The 14652-nt window shown below is 64.8% G+C and carries 11 protein-coding genes; 4 read left to right on the top strand and 7 right to left on the bottom strand.

Annotation, left to right across the window (positions count from 1 at the left end; all coding sequences use genetic code 11):
• Positions 1–19: 19 nt before the first annotated feature.
• The 7 genes from BLT08_RS11515 to BLT08_RS11485 form a co-directional block, all read right to left on the bottom strand.
• Complete coding sequence (locus tag BLT08_RS11515; protein WP_090306827.1) at positions 20–2194, bottom strand: thioredoxin domain-containing protein; 2175 nt, start codon at positions 2192–2194, stop codon at positions 20–22.
• Between the two features lie 157 nt (positions 2195–2351).
• Entirely contained in the window at positions 2352–2951 is a 600-nt protein-coding gene (locus BLT08_RS11510) for an HdeD family acid-resistance protein (RefSeq protein WP_090306823.1), read from the bottom strand.
• 139 nt (positions 2952–3090) lie between these two features.
• On the bottom strand, positions 3091–5817 hold the full coding sequence (gene acnA / locus BLT08_RS11505; protein WP_090306818.1) for an aconitate hydratase AcnA: 2727 nt from the start codon (positions 5815–5817) through the stop codon (positions 3091–3093).
• A 195-nt stretch (positions 5818–6012) separates the two neighbouring features.
• Positions 6013–6552 carry a dihydrofolate reductase gene (locus BLT08_RS11500; RefSeq protein ID WP_090306815.1) on the bottom strand — a complete coding sequence of 180 codons (540 nt, stop codon included), beginning with the start codon at positions 6550–6552 and terminating at the stop codon, positions 6013–6015.
• Entirely contained in the window at positions 6549–7565 is a 1017-nt protein-coding gene (thyA, locus tag BLT08_RS11495) for a thymidylate synthase (RefSeq protein ID WP_090306812.1), read from the bottom strand. Before thyA ends, BLT08_RS11500 begins: the two co-directional genes overlap by 4 nt.
• A gap of 48 nt (positions 7566–7613) precedes the next feature.
• Positions 7614–8006: a type II toxin-antitoxin system VapC family toxin gene (locus BLT08_RS11490; RefSeq protein WP_090306808.1), complete on the bottom strand. Its 393-nt coding sequence runs from the start codon at positions 8004–8006 to the stop codon at positions 7614–7616.
• Positions 8003–8248, bottom strand: coding sequence for an antitoxin VapB family protein (locus BLT08_RS11485; protein WP_090306804.1), 246 nt, complete (start codon positions 8246–8248; stop codon positions 8003–8005). The genes BLT08_RS11490 and BLT08_RS11485 overlap by 4 nt, the downstream gene beginning before the upstream one ends.
• 129 nt (positions 8249–8377) lie before the next feature.
• Here BLT08_RS11485 and BLT08_RS11480 point away from each other — a divergent pair, with 129 nt between their 5' ends.
• The 4 genes from BLT08_RS11480 to purD all read left to right on the top strand — a co-directional run bounded on the left by BLT08_RS11480 (position 8378) and on the right by purD (position 14647).
• The gene (locus tag BLT08_RS11480) at positions 8378–9994 is read left to right on the top strand and encodes a ribonuclease H-like domain-containing protein (RefSeq protein WP_090306799.1); all 1617 of its coding nucleotides are present in this window, start codon (positions 8378–8380) and stop codon (positions 9992–9994) included.
• 3 nt (positions 9995–9997) lie between these two features.
• The gene (locus BLT08_RS11475; protein WP_090306795.1) at positions 9998–12781 is read left to right on the top strand and encodes a DEAD/DEAH box helicase; all 2784 of its coding nucleotides are present in this window, start codon (positions 9998–10000) and stop codon (positions 12779–12781) included.
• A 78-nt stretch (positions 12782–12859) separates the two neighbouring features.
• Positions 12860–13279, top strand: coding sequence for a universal stress protein (locus BLT08_RS11470; RefSeq protein ID WP_090306790.1), 420 nt, complete (start codon positions 12860–12862; stop codon positions 13277–13279).
• Between the two features lie 75 nt (positions 13280–13354).
• Entirely contained in the window at positions 13355–14647 is a 1293-nt protein-coding gene (purD, locus tag BLT08_RS11465) for a phosphoribosylamine--glycine ligase (protein WP_090306787.1), read from the top strand.
• Positions 14648–14652: the final 5 nt, after the last annotated feature.

Here is a 14652-nt window from a genome sequence, read left to right as displayed (position 1 = left end):
GGATGTTCGGCGAGTGCCGTTAGAACGGACTCTCCGGCTCGTCGAGGGACGTGCCGTCACCGTCGCCACGCTCGGCTTGCTCACCCAGCCACTCGAGTGCATCCTCGATATCCTGCGTCGGCGGCGAACACGTCCGATCCCGGCAGACGTACAGCGTCGGCTCACCGTCGCGGGCCTCGCGACCGGCCCAGATCGCGGGTGCCTCCGCGAGTCCTAATTGCTCGAGCCAGGACTCGAGTCCCTCCGCGGTCGGCGGCCGAACGGCGAACAGCCGGTCGGGACGGTACTCCGCTGCAAAGCGGTCGCGCCACGCCGCGGGGAGTTCGTCCGCGGCCACGGTGATCTCGAGAGCGCCCGCCTCGAGTCGATCCGCGGCGAGACAGAGCGAGGCGTGCTGGAGCGAGTTCGCCTCGATCCGGTTGGCGTGGGTTTCGAGGACGGTCGACGCGATCTGCTCGAAGTCCTCCTCGGCGAACCCGTCGAGCGCGAGCAGCGTCTCGAGCGCGACGCCGGTTGCGGAGGGCGTCGACTGGTCGTCCAATTCCTGCGGTCGGGTGACGAGCGACTCGCCGCTCTCGGGCGTAAAGTAGAGCGTTCCGCGTTCCTCGTCCCAGAACTCCGTCTCGATAGTACGTGCGAGGTCGAGCGCGAATGCGAGGTGGTCGACCTCGCCGGTCGCCTCGTAACACCGGAGGGCGCCGCGTGCGAGGAAGGCGTAGTCCTCGAGGTAGCCCTGAACGGCGACGTCCCCGTCTTTGTACCGGCGCGAGAGCCGCTGATCGTCTTCGTTCCAGAGCCGATCTCGAACGAACTCGAGCGCATCGACGCCCATCTCGGCGTAGTCGTCCTCGCCCAGAACGAGCGCCGCTTCGGCGCAGGTGTTGATCATCAACCCGTTCCAGCTCGCGAGCACCTTCTCGTCGCGGTTCGGTCGCGAGCGCTGTTCTCGGGCTTCGAACAGTTCCTCGCGGGCGGACTCGAGTCGCTGTTCGACATCGTCTTCCGCGAGGTCGAACTCGCCGGCGAGGTCCGAAATCGAACGGACGCGGTTTGGTTGGTTCGTCCCCTCGAAGTTGCCCGATTCGGTGACGTCGTAGCGGGCACAGAACAGGTCCGCGTTCGTCTCGTCTGCGAGCACCTCGCTCACTTCGTCCGGCGTCCAGACGTAGAAGACGCCCTCCTCCTTCTCGCCGTCTTTCGTCTTGCTCTGGGCGTCGAGCGTACTGAAGAAGCCCCCCTCGTCGTGGGTCAGCTCTCGGTCGACGAACTCGAGGGTCTCCTCGGTGACTTCGGCGTATCTGTCGTCGCCCGTCAGCTGATAGCCCGCGACAAAGGCCCGCGGAATCTCCGCGTTGTCGTACAGCATCTTCTCGAAGTGCGGGACCGTCCAGTCGGCATCGACGCAGTAGCGGTGGAAGCCGCCGCCCACGTGGTCGTACAGCCCGCCCGCCGCCATCGCGTCTAAGGACTCCTCGAGCACCTCCCGGAACTGCTCGCGGCCCGTCCGGTCGTACGCGCGGGCGAGGACGTGGAGTCTCGAGGGCTGGGGAAACTTCGGCCCGCCGGAACCGAAGCCGCCGTGCTGGCGGTCCGCGCTCCGGAGCGCGGCGTCGGCCGCGGTTTCGAGCACCTCGCTCGAGGGCGGCTCCGCCTGGGCCACGGAGTCGGGCGTCTCCTCGAGTCGGTCTTTCGCCGCGTCGGTCCACTGCTGGGCGCGGTTCTCGACCTCGTCTCGGTCCTGCTCCCAGGAGTTCGTGAGTTGGTCGAGGACGTCGAGGAAGCCGGGCTGGCCTCGCTTTGCCTCTTTCGGGAAGTAGGTCCCGACGTAGAACGGCTTGCCCTGGGGCGTGAGCCACGCGGAGAGCGGCCAGCCGCCCCGACCGGTGACGAGTTGGGCGACGGTCATGTAGATGCTGTCGACGTCCGGGCGCTCCTCGCGGTCGACCTTGATCGGGACGAAGTTCTCGTTGAGCACCTCGGCGACCTCCTCGTCCGCGAAGCTCTCGTCCTCCATGACGTGACACCAGTGACACGCCGAGTAGCCGATCGAGAGGAAGATCGGCACGTCGCGTTCCCTGGCTTCCTCGAGGGCCTGCTCGTCCCACGGCTGCCAGTTGACGGGGTTGTCCGCGTGCTGGCGCAGATAGGGGCTCTCCTCCTCGTCGAGCCGATTGCGCTGGGTCGGGGCGGTCATAGGGTCTTATACGAACGGTGGTTGTAAAAACACAAGGTACGCGAGCGCCGTCACGAAGCGTGACGCTGGTTTTGGGGTCGGTCGGCCTCCGACAACGGTCCGGCTGACGAGCAACCGAGACGGTACGTCGAAATCGGTTCGACGAAAAAATGGCGATTCACGCCTTTCGCGATTCGACCACGCCCGCATCGAGGTCTTTCTCGATCCGGCGACCGGACATGGAGACGAGGACCATCGAGAACCCGGTCATCAGCAGACTCACGCCAACGAGTAGTCCGACGACCCAGGCCGAGTCGGCGGGGAATCCGGCCCAGAGCAGTCCGGCGAGGACGAGCGAGAGGACTCCGCTAGCTGCGATGTAGCCTCTCCCCTCCTGACCGTCCATCCGGATGCTCGCGGCGAGCTCCACCAGTCCGTCGACGAGCAGGTAGGCGATCACGAGGACGGTGAGGGAGGCGAGCCCAACGACGGGGTTCGCAAGAAGCACGATCCCCGCGAGAATGGCGACGACGGCGAGTACGAGTTGCCAGACTGTGCCACTCCAGCCGCGGTTCGAGAATGCGGTCGCCCCGTGGACGATCCCACTTACGATGAGGAGTGCGCTCAGTGCGTACGTGACGGAAAGTCCCGTCGCAAGGGGAAACGCGATTGCAAGTACTCCGATCAGTGCGACGATACCGCCGGTGATCCCGATCAATTGCCAGTCGACATCGAGCGGGAACTCGGCGTACGAGTCCTCAGTAGTTTCTGTTGACATTATTCCTCAGGTAGTACGGACGCTTCCAGAGGATATATACTACACTCACTATTTAGTAATAAATCAGGAATCGGACCGGTACGGTACCGCGACGATCGATCGGCAAAAAACGAACCCGAAACGCCGAGACTCGAGTCCCTTACTCCGTCAACATCCGCCGGAGCACGAGGTGGAGTACGCCGCCGTTTTCGACGTACTTCACGGCCGCGGGCGTGCCGACCTGTGCGGTGACGTCGAACTCGGTCGTCTCGCCGTCGTCGTCCTCGGCGACGACGGTGAGTTCGGCGTTTGGCTCGAGGCCGTCGTCGAGTCCCTTGATGTCGAAGTACTCGGAGCCGTCGAGGCCGAGTTCTTCCCAGCCCTCACCGTCCTCGAACTGCAGGGGCAGGACGCCCATGCCGAGGAGGTTGTCGCGGTAGATCCGCTCGTAGCTCTGACCGATGGTCGCGCGGATGCCGAGCAGGTCGGTCCCTTTCGCGGCCCAGTCGCGGCTCGAGCCGGTCCCGAGCTCTTCGCCGGCCATGACGATGAGCGGCGTGTCCTCGTCGCGATAGCGTTCGGAGGCGTCGAAGACCGTCGTTTCCTCACCCGTTGGGTGGTGAATCGTGTAGCCGCCTTCCTTCCCGTCCAGCAGCTGGTTCTCGATGCGGACGTTCGCGAACGTGCCGCGCATCATGACCTCGTGGTTCCCGCGGCGGGAGCCGTAGGTGTTGAACTCGTACGGTTCGACGCCGCGCTCGGAGAGCCACTGACCGGCCGGCAGATCCTCGCTGAACGGTCCGGCCGGGCTGATGTGGTCGGTCGTGACCGTATCGCCGAGCGTGAGCAGACAGCGGGCGTCCGCGATGTCTTCGACGCCGGGTTCCTCGAGCGGGAACTCCTGGAAGAACGGCGGCTCGCGGATGTAGGTCGACTCCGAATCCCACTCGTAGACGTCTCCCGTCGGTGCGTCGAGCGCCTCCCAGCGGTCGTCGCCTTCGAAGACGCTCGCGTACTTGTCCTTGAACAGTTCGGCGGAGACGTTCTCGTGAATCGTCTCTTTGACCTCCTGTGGATCCGGCCAGATGTCCTCGAGGAAAATTTCCTCGCCGTCGTCGTTCGTGCCGATCGGTTCGTTCTCGAGGTCGATGTCCATCTTACCGGCGAGACCGTACGCGACGACCAGCGGCGGGCTGGCGAGGTAGTTCGCGCGGATCTTCGGGTGGATACGCGCCTCGAAGTTGCGGTTGCCCGAGAGGACGCTGGTCGTCCAGAGGTCGTGCTCGTCGATGGCGGCCTCGATCGGTTCGGCGAGCGGGCCGGCGTTACCGATACAGGTCGTACAGCCGTAGCCGACGACGTGGTAGCCGAGGCCCTCGAGGTCGTCGAGCAGGTCGGCCTGCTTGAGGTACTCGGTGACGACCTTGCTGCCGGGTGCGAGGCTGGTCTTGACGTACTCGGGGACGTCGAGTCCCTGCTCGAGCGCGTTCCGTGCGAGCAGGCCCGCGGCGACCATCACCGACGGGTTCGAGGTGTTCGTACAGGACGTGATCGCGCTGACGAGAACGGAGCCGTGGCCGATCTCGACCTCGGTGCCGTCCTCGAGCGTGACGGGGATCTTCTCGTCGAGTCCGGGCTGTTCCTTGGCGACGAGTCCGCCGTCGCTCTCGGCGGCTCCGGAGTCGATGACGCCCTCTTCGGCGAGCAGCGTCGGGAAGTGCTCGTCCAGATCGCCCATCGGGATGCGGGCGTGGGGCTTCTTGTGGCCCGCGAGGCTGGGTTCGACGGTGCCGAGGTCGAACTCGACCGTCTCGGTGAACTCCGGGTCGTGGTCGCCGAACAGGCCCTGCGCTTCCAAGTACTCCCGGACGAGTTCGATGTGGTCCTCGTCGCGACCGGTCAGCTCGAGGTAGTCGAGCGTCGCGTCGTCGACGGGGAACATCGAGATCGTACAGCCGTGCTCGGGGGACATGTTCGAAATGGTCGCGCGGTCGGCGACCGAAAGCTGAGAGACCCCGTCGCCGTAGAACTCGACGAACTTGTCGACGACGCCGACCTGCCGGAGCTTCTCCGTGATGTGGAGCACGAGGTCCGTCGCGGTTGCGCCCTCGGGGAGTTCGCCGGTGAGTTCGACGCCGACGACCTCGGGGAGGGTCATCGTGATCGGCTGGCCCAGAAGGGCCGCTTCGGCCTCGATCCCGCCGACGCCCCAGCCGACGACGCCGATACCGTTGATCATCGGGGTGTGGCTGTCCGTGCCGACGAGGGTGTCGGGCAGGAGCCACTGTTCGCCGTCTTGCTCGCGGGCGTGGACGACGCGACCGAGGTGCTCTAAGTTGACCTGGTGGACGATCCCGGTTCCCGGCGGGACGACGTTGAAGTCCTCGAACGCCTGCTCGGCCCACTTGATCGCGCGATATCTCTCTTCGTTTCGCTCGTACTCGAGTTCGACGTTCTGTTCGTAGGCGTCCTCGCTGCCGAAGTAGTCGACCTGTACACTGTGGTCGATCACGAGGTCACAGGGAACTTCGGGTTCGACGATCGAGGGGTCCTTATCCGCGCGGTCCGCGGCTGATCGGAGCGCCGCGAGGTCGACGACCGCCGGAACGCCGGTCAGGTCCTGAAGAACCACGCGGGACGGCTGGAAGGGAACTTCGACGTCCGGGACGTCCGGCTCCCAGGAGGCCGCGTTTTTGACGTCCTGCGCCGAGATCATGTCGCCGTCCGCGTTTCGGAGAACCGCCTCGAGCAGCACGCGGATGCTCACCGGTAGTTTCTCGAGGTCACAGAGTCCCTGCTCCTCGAGTACCGTGAGATCTGCCATCTTGTACGTCTCGCCATCGTGTTCGAACTCCCGGATTGCGTCCGAGAACTCATCAGTTGCCATAGGAGGAGTTCGGACCGGGGGGTTTTGAATCTCCCGAGAACCCGCTGTAACGCATACTAATACCCCCGTATTTGACGGTATTGGTGTGTGGTTGTATTCTTAATATTCTATTATGGTCCTGGAACCGATCGCCCGATCGGAGCGAAGAACTCGGACGAGTGCCCCACCCGTTCAGCGTCGACGCAGGACGCGGTGTCACTCACGACGGACGTATTCGAGGAACGCGAACCCGTCGCGTTCGTCTCGAGAGACGGTCTCGAACGCATCTCGATCCCAGTCGGGGAACCGCGTGTCGCCGTCGGGATCGTCGTCAATCTCGGTCACGACCAACCGATCCAGCGCGGGGAGGAACTGCTCGTAGACGGTCGCACCGCCGGCGACGAAGAGTCGGTCTGCGTCGTCGTGGTGTTCGCGCGCGGCGGCGTCGGCTTTTTCGAGCGCGTCCTCGAGACTCCCCGCGGCGACGGCGTTCTCGGGCGTCTCGAGATCGCGGCTCGTCAACACGATCGTCGTCCGGCCCGGTAAGGGTTCGCCGAGGGTCTCGAGGATGCCCTCGTAGGTCACTCGACCCATGATGATCGGATGATCCATCGTCGTCTTCTTGAAGTGCTGGAGATCCGCGGGGATGTGCCAGGGCATGTCCCCATCCTTCCCGATGACGCCGTTCTCGGCGACCGCGACGATGCCGACGAGTTCGCGGTCGGTCTCCAGAGACGGGTGGTTACTCTCGCTCATTCTGCGACCGCGAACTCGAGTCCGTCGTGTGACTCGTACTCCTCGAGCTGGACGTCCTCGTAGCGAAGGTCGTCGATCGACGTCTCCGCGACCTCGAGCGTCGGCCGTTCGAGCGGCTCTCGGGACAGTTGCTCGAGCAGGCCGGGGACGTGGTCGAGTCGTTCATCGCCGTCGGCTTCGGCGGGGGCTTCGGACTCGAGCCACTCACGAACCGCGAGGTAGTCCTCGCGGGCGTCGGCGTCGGCCAGCCGAGACTGGAGCGCCTCGAGGTTGTCCGCGTACCACTCCCCGCGCGCGCCGCGACCGCAGTAGACGTGTGCGTCGACGACGGTGTGAGCGAAGGAGCCGGGCTCGAATCCGGTCTGCTGGGCGACGACCTTCGTCAGGAGTGCGTAGGCCGCGATATTGAACGGCACGCCGAGTGCGATGTCGCCCGAGCGCTGCGTGAGGTGACAGTTCAGTTGGTCGCCCTGCACGTTGAAGACGAACGAATAATGGCAGGGCGGCAGCGTCGAGACGGCCGCGTTGGCGGGATGCCAGGCGTTGACCACCAGACGGCGCGAGTTCGGCGAGTCGGAGAGCGTGTCGACGATGTACTGCAGTTGGTCGAAGGTCCTTCTGCCGTCGTCCTCCTCGGTGACCCATCGGTGAGAGTCGTCGGGCCAGGACTCGCCCTCGAGTTGTGCGCCCTGCTCCGGAACCGGATACCGTCGCCAGAAGCGGCCGTAGGCGGTGTCGAGCTTCCCGTCCTCGTCGGCCCACGCGTCCCAGATTTTGGTCTCCTCGCGCAGGGTTCGAATGTGCTCCTCGCCGGAGAGATACCAGCAGACTTCGTGGAGCATCGAGTTCCAGCGGTAGCCGTCCATCCGTTTGGTCGTCAGCAGGGGATATCCCTTTTGGAGGTCCACCTCGTAGTGCTCGCTGAACGAGGAAATCGTGTCGACGCCGGTCCGGTTGGGCTTGTACGCGCCCCCGCTCAGAGCCGACTCGACGAGATCGAGGTACTGTTGCATTGTGGCCCCGTTTCGCGTGCTCTCCCTTTAGCGTTGAGTTTTCCCCACTCAGTACGACTCGACATCGAGACCGTCGATTCGTTCGAAGTGATCGACGTTCCGCGTGAGGATTGGCTCTTCGTGAACGAGCGCCGTTGCACCGATGATTGTATCTGCAATTCCGATCGCTTTCCCGTCTGAGGTAAGCCGGCCATCGATTCGCCCAGCCTTCTTCATCACAGTGCTATCAGCAGGATACGCTGGCTTCGTCTCGAGTACGTTTTCGATACGTCGACGCCGCGTCCCGAAATTATCGACACGTTCGACGCTGTGATACAGTTCGAATTCTGATACTGCTGAGATGCGAAGCGGGACGTGCTGATCCTCGAACTCGCGTATCTTTCGCATAGCTCTGTCGTTGTCCTGCATCACGTCGATGAGAACGTCTGTGTCGACAATCATGAGTCCATTCGGTCAGCAAGTCGGTCTAGCTCGTCGCGCGATCGATCCTCCTGCTCGCGAATCGCTTCGCGCATCTCTTCGGCTTCGTCATCGGAAATAATCCCCGCGAGATCAAGCAACGACCGTTCGCCAGCGATTCGCTCGACGGTATCGGAAAACGATTCACCTGCCTGTTTACGACTTTTGAGTCTTTGATACGCGTCCTCGGTGAGCCGAACGTTCCGATACTCAGTGTCGCCCATGCACACATGTGTGTGCAGAATCTGCTTAATTGTTGCGGTGGTTGACTATCGATTCGTCAGTCCACAGCCGATTTCACTTTCACCCCGGTGTCCAAACCCTCTTTATTACGCCGCGCGTTCCGACGAGCGATGACCGCTCGAGACGGCGCCACCCTCCTCGCCCTCCCACCCTCGGCGATCGCCGACCGGCCCGTCGCGACGCTCGAGGATCTCGAGACGACCCTCGAGCCCGATGCCGTTTGGGTGCTCGGCCCGTCTCGAGAACCGCAGGCGTGCGCCCGGGCTCGGCGCACGTTCGACGCGCCGGCGTTTCATCCGCCGCTCGAGACGGACGGTGACGGGTCACTTCGTCGGCAAGTGATCGGCAATGGGGACCTGGAAATCGCCGTGAGCGCAGGAATTAGATCCCTCCGCGTAAATCCCAACGCTGTCTCGAGTGAACTCGATGATCCGAACTCGGCTTTCGCCGCGCTCGTCTGCGACGACGTGACGACGACCGTTCGTCCGACCGCTCTCGAGACGACCCTCGAGGGCGCGGACACGCTCGCCAGCGCACTTCCGACCGGACGGGTCACGACCGCCCTGACCGGCAGCGAGCCCGCGGGGTACGAGGAGTTGTGGCACCTCGAGGCGGAAACGGGCGCGGTCCGCGCCGTCGACCACGACCAGATCGGCGGCTTCGAGCCACTCGACGAGAACTGCGTCTCCGTCCGCGTCCAGGGGGCAGGCCCCGTCGAGGGCTACAACCAACGACAGTCGATCGCGAGCCTGACGCTCACCGCCGACGGGATCGAGCGCGTCGAGACGCACAAAATCACCAACTTCGGTCTCGAGGCCGTCTCCGGAATCGGCCCGAAGACGGCCGAGCGACTCGCCGAGCGCGGAGTGACGACCCGCGCGGAACTCCTCGAGACCCCCGTCCAGACGCTGGCCGACCTCCCGAACGTGGGCCAGACAGGGGCGCGAACGATGCACCAGCACGCGAACGTGCTCGAGACCGGCGAGCCACGACGGCTCACGGACGAGTCTCTGCCCGGCGAGAACTGGCATACGCCACCGCTTTGCATCGACATCGAGACCGACGGGCTCTCGCCGACGATCATCTGGCAGGTCGGCGTCTACGATCCCGCGACGGACGAGTACCGCGCGTTCGTCGAGCGCGACGCCCCGTCCGATCCGGGCTCGGTGCTCGAGGCCTTTTGCGACTGGCTGCTCGGCGTCCACCCCAACCGTGCACTACTCACGTGGAACGGCTGGCGCTTCGACTACCGACACCTCGGGGCCTTTATCGCCCGTCACGTCCCGTACTACGTCGACGAGTGGGAGTCGATCCCCAAGTTCGATCTCTACCTCTGGACCGTCGGCAATGACAACGCGCTCCTGCCCGGACGAACGAACAAACTCGAGACCGTCTCGGACGCGCTCGGCTACGACGGTGCCGGCACCGGTCTCGACGGTGCGCAGACCGCGGCAGCCTACCAGCGATTCATGCGAACGGGTGACCCACTCGAGTGGGGTCGCCACGAGGACTACTGCGAGGACGACTGCCGAGCACTGTGGCACGTCTACGAGCGACTTCTAGATGCGCCGCAGGCCGAATCCGATTCGGTCTCAGTCTCGAACGGCGGGGACTCGAGTCGGACGGGGACAAACGACTCTCGCGTAGATTCCACGGACCGAACGTCGAACCCGAAACCCTCGAGCGACGCGAATGGCGGCGAACAAACCGGACTGAGTGATTTCTAACCCATGAGCGAACAACATCCCGACGAAGCGGCGAACGTTCCGGTCACCGGCGACGAACTGGTCGACACTTTCCCCGGCTATCGGAACCCCGAGGATATTTCACTCCTCGAGCGGCCCGGTCGACCCGCCGAGACGGTGCCGAGTGCGGACGTCCTCCGGCCCGAACTCGCGGGGCCGCTCGAGCACGACTGCTACACCCACCAGGCCGACGCACTCGAGGCCCTCGCACGCGACGAGCACGTCTGCGTTGCGACGAGTACCTCCTCCGGAAAGACCCGCGTCTACGCGCTCCAGATCGCGCGGAACTACCTCGAGGCGCGGGCTCGAGGCGAGGAGTCGACCGCGTACCTACTCTATCCCACCAAAGCACTCTCCCGGGATCAGGAACGGAGCCTGAACGACCTCTTCGACGAACTGGGCCTCGAGATCACGGTCCGGGTCTACGACGGGGACACCGAACGCGGGCAGAATCGCAAGCGGATCCGCGAGGAGGCCGACGTCATCATCACGAATTTTGCGGGCGTGAACACCTACTTACACGACCACGACCGCTGGGCGCGATTCCTCTCGGCCTGTGATCTACTGGTGATCGACGAGTCCCACACCTACACCGGCGTCCACGGCATGCACGTCGCCTGGATCGTCCGGCGGCTGAAGCGCGTCCTTTCGTACTACGACGCCGATCCCCAGTACGTTCTGACGAGCGCGACGATCGGCAACCCCGGCGAACACTCCGCCGCACTGATCGACGAACCCGTCACCGTGGTCGACGAGGACGGTTCCCCGGCGGGGCCGCGGGATCTGGTGCTCTGGAATCCGCCGCCTCGGGCTCGCGAGGACGAGCGAAGCGAGTCCTCGGATACGCGAACGGGAGCGACGCGGACCGAGCGACACGTGAGCCGCGACGACTCGAGTGACGACCGAGACGAGTGGCGTGACGAGGACGCGGACGACGAGAGGGAAGCCGAGGACGCCGTCCTCGAGCGCGTCCCTGCTACCGTCGAGGCCCCGCGGCTGCTCTCGCATCTGACCTATCAGGACGCCCAGACGCTGCTGTTTACCCCCTCGAGGAAGCTCGCTGAACTCTCCGTCAAGCGCGCGTCGAAACATCGCGACGACAACCACTACTACACGAACCCCGACCGCGGGAGCGCGATCGAACCGTACCACGCCGGCCACTCGCGAAAGAAGCGCCACGGCACCGAACACCAGCTCAAGACGGGGGTTCTGGACGGCGTCGCCTCGACGAACGCCCTCGAGTTGGGGATCGACATCGGCGCGATGGACGCGACGGTCCAGCTGGGCTACCCCGGCCAGCGCCAGTCGTTTTGGCAACAGATCGGCCGCGCGGGACGGGGCGCGAGGCGGGCGCTCTCGGTGCTCGTCGCCGAACACCGCACGCTCGATCAGTACGTCGTGAACAATCCGGACTACCTCCTCGAGAACGACGTCGAGGACGCCGTCGTGGACATCGACAACGACGCCGTCTTCGCCCAGCACCTGCGCTGTGCGGCCGACGAACTCGCGCTCGACGAGTCCGACGCTGGCGGGTTCGCCGACCGGGAACGCCTCGAGCGCGCCGTCGAGATGTGGCGGCGCGCGGGGCAGTTGACGGGGGCGCTCGAGACCGGCGTCTCCTACGTCGGGCCGCCGCGACCCCAGCAGTCCATCTCGCTGTACGCGACGGCGGGCGAGGAGTACGAGGTGGAACTCGCCGACGGCGTCGACTCGGAGGCGGATCCGGAGATGGAACCGCTCGCGAGAGAACGCGTCCTGCGGGACTTCCACGAGGGCGCAGTGCGGCTTCATCAGGGACAACAGTACGAAATTATCGAGGTCGACCACCGCTCGCCCCGACCCTCGGTCACGCTCCGGCCGACGAACGCGGACTACTACACGCGCACGCGGACCGACGTGACCGTGCTCGACGCGATTTCAGAGGAGTCCCGTGACATCGGTAACTTCACGCTGCACTTCGGGCGCGGGCGGGTGCTGGTTTACCACGGCACCTACGACAAGGTCGCGATCCACGGCGGGAACAAGCGAGAACAGGGGATCCCGACCGAGAATCCGCCGCTGTCGATGGAGACACAACTGTGCTGGCTCGAGGTGCCCCAGGCCGTCGAAGACGCGCTTATCGAAAAGTATCGAGAGTTCTCGGTGCCGGAACTCGAGGACGGTCTTGCGGGAACCGCCCACCTCGGTTACGCGGGCGGACTCCACGCCGCCGAGCACGCGACGATCGGCGTCGCTCCCCTCGAGTTGATGGTCGACAAACGAGACCTGGGCGGGCTGGCGACGCTGACGATCGATTCGCACCTCGATCAGGAGGCGGCCGTCGCTGACGAGACAGATACTAGGATGGGGCCGGGGGTCGAAGCCAGCACTGCAGCAGGCGAGGACGACGCACCGCAGAACATCGCCGCCGCCGAGGCGACGGTGCGGGAGATCGCGATGGATCTCGAGCGAACCCCCGCGAGCGGCTGGTTCATCTACGACGGGATCGAGGGCGGGCTAGGCTTCGCGCGGGCGATCTACGAGAACTACGAGGCCGTTGCCGAGCGCGCGCGGGACCTCATCGCGGACTGCGACTGCGGGAACGTCGGCGGCTGTCCGGCCTGCGTGATGGACGAGCAGTGTGGCAACGACAATCAGCCGCTGCACCGCGGGGCTGCGGTGGACGTACTGGACCAGTTGCTCGAGAACGAGGACGTGGACGCGCTCGAGGCGTATCTCCCCGACGAGGAGTACGGTGGCGACCGACGGCCGCCGCTGTTCTACGCCTGACCGGGCCGCACTCACCAGTAGCCTGTCACCAGCCACTGCAACGCGTACGGCCTTGCCGATCCTGTCGGTAGAGAACGTATGTCCACTCACGTTCTCGTTCCGTACGACGACTCGGAGTTCGCCCACGCCGCGCTCGAGTACGCGTTGAACGAGTACTCGGCGGGAGCGATTACGGTCCTCTACCTGATCGAACCGGCGGACGGCTACGGCGGGACGAACACGGCGGTCGTCACCGACGACGAATTGGAGAACACGACCTCCGGCGGGGACGATGACTCGGTCCTCGTACGGGCACGAAAACGAGCGATCGAACAGGACCGAGAGCTGTCGACGGCGAAAGCGACCGGCGATCCACCACAGGCGGTCCACGAGTACGCCGCCGAACACGACATCGACCACATCATCGTCGGCGACCGAAACGGTGCGAGCCAGCTATTCGAGCGCCCCCTCGCGGACGACGTCGTCCGCGGGTCACCCGTTCCGGTGACCGTCGTCTAAGATATACACGGGTGTGGATACAATTCGCTCGTAGAAAGAGCAACGCTTACAGGTTCGTGCGTTCCGCTATCGATCATGCGAGAGCACGTGCTCCTGATCGGCGGCGGTGGCCGCGAACACGCTATCGCTCGCGCGCTCGAGGACAGCGAGGCCGACCTCTACGCCTGCGCGGGGAACCGAAACCCGGGGATCGCCCGGATCGCGACCGAGTTCGAGACGCTCGAGACGACCAACCCCAAGGCGGTCGTCGAATACGCCGAGGACGTCGACGCGACGATCGCCGTCATCGGTCCCGAGGCACCGCTCGAGGCCGGCGTCGCGGACGAGCTCGAGGCCGCAGGGGTCTATCCGTTCGGCCCGAAGGAGGCCGACGCCCGGATCGAGACGGACAAGGCCTTTCAGCGCCGGTTCATGGAAGAACACGACATTCCGGGCTGTCCCGACTTCGAGACCTTCGACGATATGGAGGCCGCGTGTGACTTCATCGACGACTACGACGGCGATCTGGTTATCAAACCGGCCGGACTCACCGGCGGGAAAGGCGTCAAAGTCATCGGCGATCAGGTCACGCCCGAGGAGGGCAAGGCGTACATCCGGGAGTCGGACTACGACCGGATCGTCTTAGAGGAACGACTGATCGGCGAGGAGATCACCATTCAGGCGCTCGTCGCCAACGGGGGCTTCGAGACCGCACCCGCGGTGCAGGATCACAAACGCGCCTACGAGGGCGACGAGGGACCGAACACGGGCGGGATGGGGAGTTACTCCGACGTGACCAACGAGTTGCCCTTCATGACCGAAGCGGACTACGAGGAGGGCGTCTCGATCATCGAGGCCACCGTCGACGCTCTCGACGATTATCGCGGGATTCTGTACGGTCAGTTCATGCTCACGAGCGAGGGCCCGAAGGTCATCGAGTTCAACGCCCGCTTCGGCGACCCCGAGGCGATGAACACGCTGCCCGTCCTCGAGACGGATTTCCTCGACGTGCTGACGGCCGCTCGAGACGGCGAAGCCCCGCCCGAACTGGAGTTCGCCGAGCAGGCGACGGTCTGTAAGTACGCCGTGCCGGAGGGGTATCCGACGGATCCCGAGGCGGGAGCGAAGGTGCAGGTCGATGAAGAGAGTGCTGGAGACGCCTTACTCTACTACGCCAGTGTCGACGAACGCGACGACGGTATCTACACGACCACCTCGCGTTCGTTCGCCGTCGTCGGTCTCGCGGAGTCGATCACCGATGCCGAGGAGATCGCCGAGGACGCGCTCGCGGTTGCCGGCGACGAGGGACTGCACATGCGCCACGACATCGGCAAACCCGATCTCGTCCAGCAGCGAATCGATCACATGAACGAACTCCGCGGAGAATAGCTCGA

Origin of the sequence: Natronorubrum texcoconense (assembly GCF_900100335.1) — an archaeon.
Classification (GTDB): Archaea; Halobacteriota; Halobacteria; order Halobacteriales; family Natrialbaceae; genus Natronorubrum; species Natronorubrum texcoconense.
This window is presented reverse-complemented; position numbering and strand designations above follow the sequence as displayed.

Coding starts and splice junctions, on each gene's coding strand:
- BLT08_RS11515 (WP_090306827.1), bottom strand. CDS start 2,194: ATGACCGCCCCGACCCAGCGCAATCGGCTCGACGAGGAGGAGAGCCCC.
- BLT08_RS11510 (WP_090306823.1), bottom strand. CDS start 2,951: ATGTCAACAGAAACTACTGAGGACTCGTACGCCGAGTTCCCGCTCGAT.
- acnA (WP_090306818.1), bottom strand. CDS start 5,817: ATGGCAACTGATGAGTTCTCGGACGCAATCCGGGAGTTCGAACACGAT.
- BLT08_RS11500 (WP_090306815.1), bottom strand. CDS start 6,552: ATGAGCGAGAGTAACCACCCGTCTCTGGAGACCGACCGCGAACTCGTC.
- thyA (WP_090306812.1), bottom strand. CDS start 7,565: ATGCAACAGTACCTCGATCTCGTCGAGTCGGCTCTGAGCGGGGGCGCG.
- BLT08_RS11490 (WP_090306808.1), bottom strand. CDS start 8,006: ATGATTGTCGACACAGACGTTCTCATCGACGTGATGCAGGACAACGAC.
- BLT08_RS11485 (WP_090306804.1), bottom strand. CDS start 8,248: ATGGGCGACACTGAGTATCGGAACGTTCGGCTCACCGAGGACGCGTAT.
- BLT08_RS11480 (WP_090306799.1), top strand. CDS start 8,378: ATGACCGCTCGAGACGGCGCCACCCTCCTCGCCCTCCCACCCTCGGCG.
- BLT08_RS11475 (WP_090306795.1), top strand. CDS start 9,998: ATGAGCGAACAACATCCCGACGAAGCGGCGAACGTTCCGGTCACCGGC.
- BLT08_RS11470 (WP_090306790.1), top strand. CDS start 12,860: ATGTCCACTCACGTTCTCGTTCCGTACGACGACTCGGAGTTCGCCCAC.
- purD (WP_090306787.1), top strand. CDS start 13,355: ATGCGAGAGCACGTGCTCCTGATCGGCGGCGGTGGCCGCGAACACGCT.